Genomic DNA, 12,063 nt, shown 5'->3' with positions numbered 1-12,063 from the left:
GTTATTCCCCCTGACGCTGGTAGTCGTTACGCTGCGCGTTAGCGCGGCGTTGGTCCATAATGCTACCCCCGGTTGAGCTCGAGGTTGATGAGGTGCTGGCGCTGCTTGAGCTGGATGCTGGCGGCAGGCGCAGCAGATCGCTGGCGTCACTGCTATCGCTCTTTGCTGCCGGCGCAGCGGCGCCTTTCAGCATCTGATCCAGCGGCAGAACCATCAGATTGCCGTTTTTGCTGTCATTGACCAGCACTTTACGGGTGTGGCTCAGCACTTTTTCCATGGTTTCGATATACAGACGCTCGCGGGTAATTTCCGGCGCGGCTTTGTATTCCGGCAGGATCTTCGCAAAGCGAGCCACTTCACCCTGGGCTTCCAGAACGGTCTGGGTCTTATAGGCGCGTGCCTCTTCGAGGATACGCTGCGCCTGACCATTCGCCCGCGGCTGGACTTCGTTGGTATACGCTTCCGCTTCACGAATGTACTGCTGCTCGTTCTCACGCGCGGCAATGGCATCGTCAAACGCGGCCTTCACCTCTTCCGGCGGACGCGCCGTCTGGAAGTTGACGTCCAGCAGAGTGATACCCATGTTGTACGGGCGAATCGTCTCTTCCAGCTCACGCTGGGTATCGCTACGGATCACGGTACGACCTTCGGTCAGAATGCGATCCATGGTGTATTTGCCGATCACGCCGCGCAGCGCGCTGTCGGTGGCCTGACGCAGACTGTCGTCCGCGCTGGTCACGCTAAACAGATAGCGCTCCGGATCGGTGACGCGGTACTGCACGTTCATCTCAACGCGCACCACGTTTTCGTCAGAGGTCAGCATGACGCCGGAAGCCGCAAGTTCGCGCACCGACTCCACGTTCACTGCCTGAACGTTATCGATAAAGGTCGGTTTCCAGTTCAGGCCAGGCTCAACCAGATGGCTGAACTTGCCAAAACGGGTGACCACGCCGCGCTCGGCCTCTTTAATGGTATAGAAACCGCTGGCCGCCCAGATAATCACTGCCGCCGCAGCAACGATGCCGACAATACGCCCGCCCATCGGTCCGCGAGGCCCCTGCGCGCTATTGCCGCCGCCCAGTCCGCCCTTGCCGCCGCCGAGCCCGCCAAGTTTTTTACTTAACTTGCGGAAGATATCATCCAGATCCGGCGGCCCCTGCTCGCGACCGCCTTTATTGCCATTTCCCTCAGAGTTGCCGCCAGGTTTGCTGCTCCCCCACGGGTCGCGGTCCTGTCCGTTATTACCGGGCTGATTCCACGCCATGTATATGCTCCATATTTGTTTTTGATATCCCCACAGGGGTCAATATCTTCAGGCAAGCTGCAAGGTTAAACCACATAGTCAACAAGCGTTGGCTCTTGCTTACAGAGGCGCCGCCAGTCAACGATCGGCATGCGCACCTGCAGACTCACGCTGCCGTCATCCTCCATCCACTCTTTTTCTATCGCCTGAAGCTGATAGAAACGGCTTCTCAGTCGCCCTTCTTTCGGCGGTAAGCGCAGCGTATGCTGGGCCACTTCACCGGAAAGACGCTCCGTTAATGCCTGAAAAAGCAGTGGTACGCCAACCCCGGTCTGGGCTGAAAGCCAGACCCGAATCGGTTTATTTTCATCGTCGCGATCGATGCGCGGTTCAAAATCGTCAAGCATGTCGATTTTGTTCATCACCAGCAGCGCCGGGATCTCATCGGCCTCAATTTCAGCGAGAACCGTATTTACCGCATCAATGTTTTCCTGCACGCGGACATCCGCCGCGTCAATCACATGCAGCAGCAGCGTCGCCTGACGCGTCTCCTGCAACGTCGCTTTAAACGCTGCTACCAGATCGTGCGGCAGGTGGCGAATAAAGCCGACGGTATCGGCCAGCACCGTTTCGCCGACGTCAGGGACGTCAATGCGGCGCAGCGTCGGGTCCAGGGTGGCGAACAGCTGGTTCGCGGCATAGACCTCGGCGGCAGTGATCTGGTTAAAGAGCGTTGATTTTCCGGCGTTGGTATAGCCCACCAGCGACACGGTAGGAATATCGGCTTTCGCACGCGACCGCCGCCCCTGCTCGCGCTGTTTCTCGACTTTTTCCAGCCGCGACAGGATCTGCATGATACGGTTACGCAATAAACGGCGGTCGGTTTCGAGCTGGGTTTCACCCGGGCCACGCAAACCAATCCCGCCCTTCTGTCTTTCAAGGTGGGTCCAACCGCGGACAAGGCGAGTCGCCATATGGCGCAGCTGCGCCAGCTCGACCTGCAATTTCCCTTCATGGGTGCGCGCGCGCTGGGCGAAAATATCTAAAATAAGACCGGTGCGATCGATAACCCGGCATTCGCACAGGCGTTCCAGGTTACGTTCTTGCGCCGGACTCAGGGCATGATCGAAGAGCACGACCGAAGCGCCGGTCGCTTTAACGGCTTCCGCAATTTCGACTGCCTTACCTTCACCAACAAAATACTTCGGGTGCGGTGCTTTACGGCTACCGGTAATCACCTGCATTGCTTCGACACCGGCGGAAGAGGCCAGAGTTTCAAACTCCTGGAGATCTTCCATATCTTTGTCTTGCGAAAAATAGATGTGTACCAGTACCGCCTGCTCACCGGCGTCATAACGGTCAAACAAGCGTAAACCCCTTATAAAATACCAGCGGGGAACGCAGAAAACCTGGCTCCCCGGCGTGGAAAAACAGCACTGGCCTTATTCGGCGTCGTCGCTGTCTTGTTGCGGCGCAGAAGAACCCTGCGCGCTACCACCGTGGTGATAGTTACTGGAACCGCCGCCAGCATTGTTGCTGTGGTGAGACACCGGGCGAGACGGGACAACAGTAGAAATTGCGTGCTTATAGACCATCTGGCTGACCGTGTTCTTCAACAGGATCACGAACTGATCGAAAGACTCAATTTGCCCTTGCAGCTTGATACCATTCACCAAATAAATAGAAACCGGAACGCGTTCCCGACGCAAAGCGTTCAGGAACGGATCTTGTAAAGATTGCCCCTTAGCCATTCTCTCTTTTCCTTATATGTATGCTTGTTTTGTACTCAGAACCTTACGATTCTCAAAAAAAATTACGCACGATACCGTTTAATTGTACACGTTCAGTTCTGGCTCGCACCAACAACCTGTAATACTTTGTTGAGCGCTTGTTCAGGTTGTTCACTGTCTAACCAGTGCACACCTTCCCAACCGCGCAGCCAGGTGACCTGACGTTTGGCTAACTGTCTCGTGGCGCAAACACCTCGATAAACCATCTCATCATACGGGATCTCGCCATTGAGATATGACCACATCTGGCGGTATCCAACACAACGGATGGAAGGCATGTCCGTATGCAAATCTCCGCGGGCAAAAAGCGCCCGTACTTCTGCTTCAAAACCTGAAGCTAACATCTGATGAAAACGCTGTTCTATGCGTTGATGGAGCAGTTCACGGCTCGCCGGGGCGATGGCGAACTGATGCACCTGATATGGCAGAGCGTCTCCTGACGTTTGCGTCAGTTCCGTTAAAGTTTTACCCGAAATGAAAAAAACTTCCAGTGCCCGGGAAAGCCTTTGCGGATCATTTGGATGAATACGCGCAGCAGCCACGGGATCGATCTCCTGTAATTGCTGATGTAACGCATTCCACCCCTGCTCTGCGGCCTGCTGCTCAATCCGCGCTCTGACCTCTGGGTCAGCCGACGGTAAGGGCGACAATCCTTCCAGCAACGCTTTGAAATACAACATCGTTCCGCCGACTAACAGCGGAATTCGCCCGGCGGCGACTATATCCGCCATCGCCGCCAGCGCATCGCGGCGAAAATCCGCCGCGGAATAGGCCTCCGCAGGATCCAAAATATCCAGCAGCCGATGCGGCGCAGCGCTAAGCTCCGCAGCATCCGGTTTGGCGGTGCCAATATCCATTCCCCGATAAATGAGGGCGGAATCAACGCTAATCAACTCTACTGGCAAAACTTTACGTAAGGCTATCGCCAGCGCGGTTTTGCCGGAGGCCGTCGGGCCCATTAAAAAAATTGCCTTGGGCAGGCTCGCCTCGGTTACATCATTCATCTTTCAGGGCATTCATCGCCGAATGGAGATCTACAGGTTGTAACAGGCCACCCGGCGGCGTTCTCACCAGCTGCGGGCAAAGACGCTCAACGTCCGCCAGCAGCGCAATCGCCTGCGCCATATTCCATGACGTCTGTTCGCTCGTCAGATTACGCGCCATCCATTGGGCGATATTGCCGACGTCGAATGCGTTTTGCTGCGCCAGGTAGCCTATCAGTTCAGGAATCAAGATTTGTAAATTTTGTTGTCTTAAGGGTAAAGGGACCGCGCGCACCGTCACGTGCAGGGCATCGGTATGCACATCGATCCCTAGCTGCGCCAGCGCCGGCTGAGCGGCGGCCAGCGCCTGTTTTTCCCCTTCCGTAACTTTTAACCGCAGCGGGATCAGCAGCGGCTGAGCACATACCGCCTCCGCTCCCGGGGTCAACTGCGCCTGGCGCAGCCAGCGCTCGGCAACGGTCAACGACAGCAGCGCCAGACCGCCCTCGCGCTCCAGCAGCGCGCAGTCGCCGCCAACAATCGTCAACACTCTGCCAAAGCTCTGACTGTGACCGGCCAACTCTGCCGCCGCCGGAGGCTGCAACGCTGGCTTTGGCGACGTTGGCGTGTCGAGCAGTTGACGATAAAGCGCTCCCTGCTGCTTCTGGTAACCCGGCTGCGCATGCGGCCAGCTCGCGCCGCCCGGTTTGCCGCTGGAGGCCGCAGGCTCACGCGATGGCGTGATGCTGAAGCGGGTCGCAGGCTCCCGCGCTTCCGCTGGCCGCGCAAACTGGTTGCCTCCCGCGGCGATGCGGTTCTCCGGCATCGGGCGCGGCGCCGGCGGGTCGTCTTTTTCCGCCAGCGGCGCGTCAAGCTGCTGCTGCAGTACGCTCAGTACGCCCTGGTAGATAAAGTCGTGCACCAGGCGCGACTGATGGAAACGCACCTCATGCTTGGCCGGGTGGACGTTTACATCCACCTGATGGGGATCGATCTCCAGATACAGCACAAACGCCGGTTGCTGATCGGCCCCTAGCTTGTCTTCACAGGCCTGGCGGATAGCATGGTTGATCAGCCGATCGCGCATCATCCGCCCGTTAACGTAGCAATACTGAATTTCCGCCAGCGCTGGGGTGGTATGCAGCGGATCGGCGACCCAGCCGCGCAGGGTCAGATCGCCATGCTGCCACTCGATCGCCAGCGCATGTTCGAGAAAAGCGGCGCCGCAAATTGTCCCCAGCCGGCGCTCGCGCTGGCCATCCTGAGCGACTGCCCGATACTGGCGCATCACCTTGCCGTTATGGCTGAGGTTGATAGTGACGTCGAAACGCGCCAGCGCAATGCGGCGCACCACCTCGTCAATGTGGCCGAACTCGGTCTTTTCGGTGCGCATAAATTTGCGCCGCGCCGGGGTGTTATAGAACAGATCGAGGACTTCCAGAGTGGTACCGACCGGGTGCGCCGCCGGCTTCACCGTCACCGCCTGATCGCGGCCTTCAGCATACGCCTGCCAGGCTTCCTGCTGCTCCGCCGTGCGCGAAGTCAGCGTTAAGCGCGCCACCGAACTGATACTGGCCAGAGCTTCGCCACGAAAGCCGAGGCTGATAATGGCCTCCAGATCGTCAAGCGAGGCGATCTTGCTGGTCGCATGACGAGCCAGGGCCAGCGCCAGCTCGTCTTTTTTGATGCCGCTGCCGTTATCGCGGATGCGAATAAGCTTCGCGCCGCCGCGTTCGATATCAATGTCAATCCGCGTGGCGCCCGCATCAAGACTGTTCTCAACCAGCTCTTTCACCACCGACGCGGGCCGCTCCACCACCTCGCCGGCGGCAATCTGGTTGGCGAGCTGCGGCGGCAGAACCTGAATCGGCATCCCCTGCTCCTTAGTTAATCAACATCCCGCCCGGCGCCGCGGCGCTGGCGGTCTGCGCCGCCTCGCCGCGAGGCGCCGACTGCAGCGGATGCTGCATAAAGTAGTTGCGTAAGCCGTTATAAATCGCCTCCGCAATCTGCTCCTGGTAATCATCGCTACCCAGCAGCCGCTCTTCGCCGTTGTTACTGATAAAGCCCGTTTCCACGAGGATCGACGGGATGTCCGGCGAGCGCAGCACTCCAAGGCTAGCATGCTCCGGGCGGCGTTTGTGCAGGTTGCCAATACGCTGCAGCTGGCTCAGCACGTTGGTCGCCACATCGTAGCCGACGCGCTGGGAATGACCAAACTGCAGATCCAGCACCGCCTGGCTCAGGTAGGGGTCGGCCTGGCTGTTTGCCAGCACATCGCCCGCACCGCCGAGCAGTTCAGACTGCTTCTCATGCTGCTCGAGCCAACCGGCCATTTCGCTGTTGGCGCGACGGTTCGAGAGCACCCACACCGAGGCGCCAGTGGCATCGCGGTTTGGCGCGGCGTCAGCATGGATAGAGACGAGGAAATTGGCGTTTTGCTTACGCGCCACGTCAGAGCGGCCCATCACCGAAATAAAGTAATCCCCGTCGCGGGTCAGCACCGGCTTAAACTGCGGATCGGCGTTCAGTAACGCCCGCAGCTTGCGCGCGATAGCGATAGTCACGTTTTTCTCTTTGGTGCCGTTCGGGCCAATCGCGCCAGGATCCTGGCCGCCGTGCCCGGCATCAATGGCGATAATGACTTTATCATCCGCCGACACCGTGCGGGCCGCCGGGCGAGTCACGGTCTGATTGTTGGTCATCGCCGGCTGAGAGGAGGTCATCACCGTCTGCCGTTCATGACCCGACGAGCTGAACGGGTTACGCCCTGACGTCGTCGTCCGGGAAGGCATCACCGGCGGCGGGTCGGCCCGTTTCACCACCACGGGCGGCGGAGGCGGCGGCGGCGCGTCGGCGTTGATGGTAAAGACCACCGTGTAATTCGCCCCGTTCTGTTGCTTCACCGCCCGGGTTTTGCCATCTTCCGTCAGATCCACCAGCAGACGCAGCGTCTGCGTATCCTGCGGCGTGCCGGCGCGAATACTCTTCACCAGGTTGCTGCCGCTAAACTGCAGCGGTAGTCCCTGCAATACGCCGGTCTGCTTGATATCCAGCGCCACCAGACGTTTACCCTGTGGGGTAAAGGAGTACTCCGGCTCACCGACAAAGCTTAGGGTAATACGGGCCTGCTGGTCTCCGTTAGAGACCTGGATATCGGATAAACTCGCCGCAGTGGCGTGAAGACTCGACAGCATCAGCGCAGCGGCAAGCCAGGTGGTTATGCGATACTTCATCCCGTCATCCTTCAGGCTAAAAGGCTAAACGCGCCAGTAAAGATTCACCCCGTGAGGAGATCGCGGTAATACGCGCCTCACGCCCTTGTGCCTGGTAATCAAGGTGAATTTCAACATCCGGGTCAGGCAGGACACCTGCGCCTTGCTGCGGCCATTCCACCAGGCAGATGGCATCGTCGGCAAAATAATCACGGATCCCCATAAATTCGAGTTCCTCAGGATCCGCCAGACGGTAGAGATCGAAGTGATACACCATCAGGTTCTCGAGGGTATAGGGCTCCACCAGGGTATAAGTTGGGCTTTTGACATTGCCGCGGTGACCGAGCGCCTGCAAAAAGCCGCGGCTGAAGGTCGTTTTCCCCGCGCCTAAATCACCATACAGATAAATCACGGTGGCGCCGGTACAGGCCTGCGCGATGCGGTCGCCAAGGGCCAGCGTGGCCTGCTCATCGGGTAAAGGAATCACTCGGTTAATCATGGTCTACGTCAATCACATCCGGGTTAACAACACGCCTGAGCGTGGAAAAGAGATCGGTCGCCAGCATGCCGCGGGTGCCCTCGCGGGCGGCCAGTCGGTCGGCGGCATCGCCATGAGCGACGCACCCGGCACAGGCAGCATCATACGGCGTCAGGTGCTGTCCTAACAACGCGGCGATGATGCCGGTGAGCACATCGCCCATCCCGCCGCTGGCCATCCCGGCATTGCCGGCATCGATAATGCCCATCGCCCCGCTTTCACTGGCCACCACCGTGCCCGCGCCTTTCAGCACAACCACGCCACCATACCGTTTTACCAGACGCTGCGCAGAAAGTAAGCGATCGCTTTCAATTTCTGCCACGCTGACGTTCAGCAGACGGGCCGCTTCGCCGGGGTGCGGCGTTAGCACGCGATTGTGACGTTTATCGGGATTGAATGCCAGCAGGTTCAGCGCGTCGGCGTCCCAGACCATCGGTTTGTTAAAACTTTCCACCGTGCGCAGGGCGCTGCGTCCCCATTCGCGCTGCCCCAGGCCAGGGCCAATCGCCACCACATCAGCCCACTGCAGCGCGGCTTTCAGAGTCTGCGACGTCAGCTCATCTACCATTAATTCCGGCCGCACGGTGACAATGGGCGCCACGTTCTCCGGGTGAGTAAGTACTCGCACCAGTCCCGCGCCGCTACGTAGGGCCGCTTCACCGCACATACGGATAGCGCCTGCCGTGCCGCGATCGCCGCCGACAATCACCAGTTTACCGTGATCGCCTTTATGGGAGGTGGCCCGCCGCGGCGGCAGCCAGTCGGCGAGGTGGGCGGCGCAAAACCGCGTCAGAGGAGTGCTTTGTCCGGCGAGCCAGCGTTCGAGCCCCAGCGCATGATGGTGGAGTTGCCCGACGACATCCCGCGCCTTGCCGGTCAGCAGCCCCGGCTTGAGGGCGATAAAGGTCAGCGTATGGTCGGCCTGTACCACTGCACCTGGCGTCGCGCCCGTCTGCGCATTCAGGCCGGAAGGGATATCCAGCGCCACCACCGGCGCCGGGTGGTGGTTCGCCTGGTGGATGAGCGCCGCAACGGGATCGCGCGGCGCACTGCGCAGACCGGTGCCGAGCAGGCCATCAATAATCAGTGAGATATCGTCGGGCCATGGGATGGTCGCCGCATGGATCACGCCGCCGGCGTTAAGCCACGCCTCCCGCGCCGCCTGCGCCTCTTCCGGCAGCGGGCTGTCACTCTCCACCGCCAGCAGCGTCACCCGCCGCCCCGCGGCCTGTGCCAGACGCGCAACGACATATCCGTCGCCGCCGTTGTTGCCATGTCCGCAGAGGATCAGCCAGTGCGCGCTGGCAGGATAAGCACAGCTGGCCAGCTGGAACGCCGCCTCGCCCGCGCGCTGCATGAGTTCGAACAGCGTCAGCCCCAGGCTGTCCGCCGCCTCTCGTTCGGCCAGGCGCAGCGCCTCCGCAGGCCAAATGTTGTATGGTATACTGTCAGGGTTTTTCGTCATTGTATGGTCCATCATGTCACAGCCCCTCGATCTCGTTCAGTTAGCGCAACAAATCAAACAATGGGGCACAGAGCTTGGGTTCCAGCAGGTGGGGATCGCCGATATCGACCTCAGCGCCAGTGAACCCAAACTGCAGGCATGGCTGGATAAACAATACCACGGCGAAATGGAATGGATGGCCCGTCACGGTATGATGCGCGCCCGTCCCCACGAACTGCTGCCCGGTACGTTACGCGTCATCAGCGTGCGGATGAACTATCTGCCCGCTAACGCCGCCTTTGCCCGCACCCTGAAAGATCCCACGCTGGGTTACGTCAGCCGTTATGCCCTCGGGCGCGATTATCATAAGCTGCTACGTAATCGCCTGAAAAAGCTGGGGGAGAAGATTCAGGAACAGTGTGCTTCGCTCAATTTTAGACCTTTTGTCGATTCCGCGCCTATCCTGGAACGGCCAATCGCAGAAAAAGCGGGCCTAGGCTGGACAGGTAAGCACTCACTTATCTTAAGCCGCGACGCCGGATCGTTCTTTTTCCTCGGCGAACTGCTGATTGATCTGCCCCTGCCGGTCGACAGCCCGATCGCGGAGGAGTGTGGGCGCTGCGTCGCCTGCATGACCATCTGTCCCACCGGGGCCATCGTTGAGCCCTATACCGTCGACGCCCGGCGCTGCATCTCCTATCTCACCATTGAACTGGAAGGTGCAATCCCCGAGGAGTTCCGTCCACTTATCGGCAACCGTATTTACGGTTGTGATGATTGTCAGCTGATCTGCCCGTGGAACCGTTTCTCACAGCTCACCGATGAAGAGGATTTCAGCCCACGCAAAGCGCTGCATGCCCCGCCGCTGGTGGAGCTGTTCGCCTGGAGCGAAGCGTGGTTTCTGAAGGTGACCGAAGGGTCGGCGATTCGTCGCATTGGCCACCTGCGCTGGCTGCGCAATATCGCCGTCGCGTTGGGCAATGCGCCCTGGGATGAAGCCCATCTTCGCGCCCTGGAGAGCCGCCGGGGCGAGCACCCGCTTCTCGACGAACACATTGAGTGGGCGATTGCCCAGCAACTGAAAAAGCGGAACGCCGACGCCGTTGAAGTACAGCTGCCGAAAAAATTACGTCTGGTCAGAGTGGTAGAGAAAGGCTTGCCGCGCGACGCCTGATTCATTCACAGGCTGTGAATAAAATCTAAAACACATTGCGTTTCAAGGCGCAGACCAAGGTCAAGTGATCGGATTAACATTTTGAAATGAAATTTATTTCTTAAATTTCAATTACATACAAAGATACTATTTACAAAGCGAAGCATTTGCGCCGCCAGTGACGGAACGACAACCTGTGGATAACTCTGTTCACAGTATTTCTGCAGACCAAACGAAAATCATCCCCGGCGCTGGATTGCACTGTGGATAAATAAGAGATGGAAGAAAATTTGGAGCGGGAAACGAGACTCGAACTCGCGACCCCGACCTTGGCAAGGTCGTGCTCTACCAACTGAGCTATTCCCGCTTAATCATCGTCATTCAAGCTACCGTCTAGCAACCTGAAAACTGCGACTGGTGTGGTGTGTCTTTCAAATTTTGGAGCGGGAAACGAGACTCGAACTCGCGACCCCGACCTTGGCAAGGTCGTGCTCTACCAACTGAGCTATTCCCGCTTAATCTTCGGCTTTCGCCCCGCATCTGCGAGATGAAATCCTTTGATCAGGATGGTGCTTTCAAATTTTGGAGCGGGAAACGAGACTCGAACTCGCGACCCCGACCTTGGCAAGGTCGTGCTCTACCAACTGAGCTATTCCCGCGTTACTGCATTTTTTGCCATATTTCGATGGCGTCGTAATTTGCATTTCTGCGTCGTTACGGGAGGCGCATTATACGAGAATTCGATGCCCCTGCAACCCCCTGACGATCACTTTTTTGCGTTTTTTGTTTAAATGGACATTTTCTCGCCATCTACGCCGCTGAATTGTATAAATAAGCGTCATAACGGGCAAAATCGCTTTTTCCGCCCGGCTGAATGACGCAAAATCGCTCGCATCATACAGCGGTGGCGCGACGTATAACGAGGCCACCCCGACGCCAAACAGGGAATTAGCATGAGAAAAGTCCTCACCGTCCTGCTGCTGAGCACGCTGGCCATCGGAACCGCGTCAGCCGAGACGCTCCATTTTGGCACCACCACGGCCAATCCACCGTTTGTCACCGCCAACGGCAAAAATCAGCCCGTTGGCTTCGATATCGATCTCGCGCACGCCCTGTGCCAGCAGATGCAGGCGCAGTGCCAGTTCACGGCGCAGCGTTTCGATACCCTGATCCCGGCTTTACGCTTTAAGAAATTTGACGCGGTGATTGCCGGCATGGAAGTGATCCCGATGCGTGAGAAGCAGGTCGCCTTCAGCCGACCCTATCGCCAGGCGCTCTCCGGGGTAGTGATCGTCAACAAAGATGTCGCCCATACCTTTGCCGATCTGAAGGCTAAAAAAGTCGGCGTGGTGAAAGGCACGCTGCATCAGCGCTACCTGCGTGATAAACAGAAAGCCGTACAGGCTGTCCCTTACGACGATGTCGCCAGCGCCCTGGCCGCGCTGAAAGCCGGGCAAATAACCGGCGTCATGGGCGACTTCGCCACCCTCGACGCCTGGCAGCAGGAGAACCCTGACTACGCCATCATGGATGAACGGGCCACCGACCCGGCTTATTACGGTAAGCAGTATGCGATTGCGGTGCGCAAAGACGATCCGGAGCTGCTGAACGCCATCAACGATGCCCTGGCCGCGGTCATGGCGACACCTGACTTCCAGCAGATGCAGCAGAAGTGGTTTAAATAACGCAGAAAAGTG

General features: G+C 58.5%; 10 protein-coding genes and 3 tRNA genes. 2 read left to right on the top strand and 11 right to left on the bottom strand.

The window, feature by feature from the left end; all coding sequences use genetic code 11:
- Position 1 precedes the first annotated feature (1 nt).
- From hflK to nnr, 8 genes are all read right to left on the bottom strand, one after another.
- Positions 2–1,264 (bottom strand): FtsH protease activity modulator HflK, encoded by a 1,263-nt coding sequence (hflK, locus tag KHQ23_RS23775; protein WP_004146726.1) that lies wholly within the window; start codon positions 1,262–1,264, stop codon positions 2–4.
- Positions 1,265–1,329: 65 nt separating this feature from the next.
- Complete coding sequence (gene hflX, locus KHQ23_RS23770; protein ID WP_004146725.1) at positions 1,330–2,610, bottom strand: ribosome rescue GTPase HflX; 1,281 nt, start codon at positions 2,608–2,610, stop codon at positions 1,330–1,332.
- Between the two features lie 75 nt (positions 2,611–2,685).
- A complete protein-coding gene (gene hfq, locus KHQ23_RS23765; RefSeq protein ID WP_002885659.1) occupies positions 2,686–2,994 on the bottom strand; it encodes an RNA chaperone Hfq in 309 nt (102 codons plus the stop codon).
- Between the two features lie 92 nt (positions 2,995–3,086).
- The gene (gene miaA, locus KHQ23_RS23760; RefSeq protein WP_002885652.1) at positions 3,087–4,037 is read right to left on the bottom strand and encodes a tRNA (adenosine(37)-N6)-dimethylallyltransferase MiaA; all 951 of its coding nucleotides are present in this window, start codon (positions 4,035–4,037) and stop codon (positions 3,087–3,089) included.
- The gene (gene mutL / locus KHQ23_RS23755) at positions 4,030–5,889 is read right to left on the bottom strand and encodes a DNA mismatch repair endonuclease MutL (protein ID WP_004222064.1); all 1,860 of its coding nucleotides are present in this window, start codon (positions 5,887–5,889) and stop codon (positions 4,030–4,032) included. Before mutL ends, miaA begins: the two co-directional genes overlap by 8 nt.
- Before the next feature lie 10 nt (positions 5,890–5,899).
- Positions 5,900–7,252, bottom strand: coding sequence for an N-acetylmuramoyl-L-alanine amidase AmiB (gene amiB, locus KHQ23_RS23750; RefSeq protein ID WP_004178335.1), 1,353 nt, complete (start codon positions 7,250–7,252; stop codon positions 5,900–5,902).
- A gap of 16 nt (positions 7,253–7,268) precedes the next feature.
- Positions 7,269–7,730, bottom strand: coding sequence for a tRNA (adenosine(37)-N6)-threonylcarbamoyltransferase complex ATPase subunit type 1 TsaE (gene tsaE / locus KHQ23_RS23745; RefSeq protein ID WP_002885589.1), 462 nt, complete (start codon positions 7,728–7,730; stop codon positions 7,269–7,271).
- On the bottom strand, positions 7,723–9,234 hold the full coding sequence (gene nnr, locus KHQ23_RS23740) for a bifunctional ADP-dependent NAD(P)H-hydrate dehydratase/NAD(P)H-hydrate epimerase (protein WP_073553726.1): 1,512 nt from the start codon (positions 9,232–9,234) through the stop codon (positions 7,723–7,725). The genes tsaE and nnr overlap by 8 nt, the downstream gene beginning before the upstream one ends.
- 13 nt (positions 9,235–9,247) lie before the next feature.
- On the opposite strand from nnr, the gene queG reads away from it, so the two are divergent.
- The gene (gene queG / locus KHQ23_RS23735; RefSeq protein WP_032435463.1) at positions 9,248–10,387 is read left to right on the top strand and encodes a tRNA epoxyqueuosine(34) reductase QueG; all 1,140 of its coding nucleotides are present in this window, start codon (positions 9,248–9,250) and stop codon (positions 10,385–10,387) included.
- A gap of 270 nt (positions 10,388–10,657) precedes the next feature.
- On the opposite strand, the gene KHQ23_RS23730 is transcribed toward queG, so the two are convergent.
- The 3 genes from KHQ23_RS23730 to KHQ23_RS23720 form a co-directional block, all read right to left on the bottom strand.
- A tRNA-Gly gene (locus KHQ23_RS23730) sits at positions 10,658–10,733 on the bottom strand.
- Between the two features lie 72 nt (positions 10,734–10,805).
- A tRNA-Gly gene (locus KHQ23_RS23725) sits at positions 10,806–10,881 on the bottom strand.
- A 68-nt stretch (positions 10,882–10,949) separates the two neighbouring features.
- A tRNA-Gly gene (locus KHQ23_RS23720) sits at positions 10,950–11,025 on the bottom strand.
- Between the two features lie 294 nt (positions 11,026–11,319).
- Here KHQ23_RS23720 and KHQ23_RS23715 point away from each other — a divergent pair.
- On the top strand, positions 11,320–12,051 hold the full coding sequence (locus tag KHQ23_RS23715) for a transporter substrate-binding domain-containing protein (RefSeq protein ID WP_004177719.1): 732 nt from the start codon (positions 11,320–11,322) through the stop codon (positions 12,049–12,051).
- Positions 12,052–12,063 lie beyond the last annotated feature (12 nt).

Source organism: Klebsiella sp. 64, from assembly GCF_018223915.1.
Classification (GTDB): Bacteria; Pseudomonadota; Gammaproteobacteria; order Enterobacterales; family Enterobacteriaceae; genus Klebsiella; species Klebsiella pneumoniae.
This window is presented reverse-complemented; position numbering and strand designations above follow the sequence as displayed.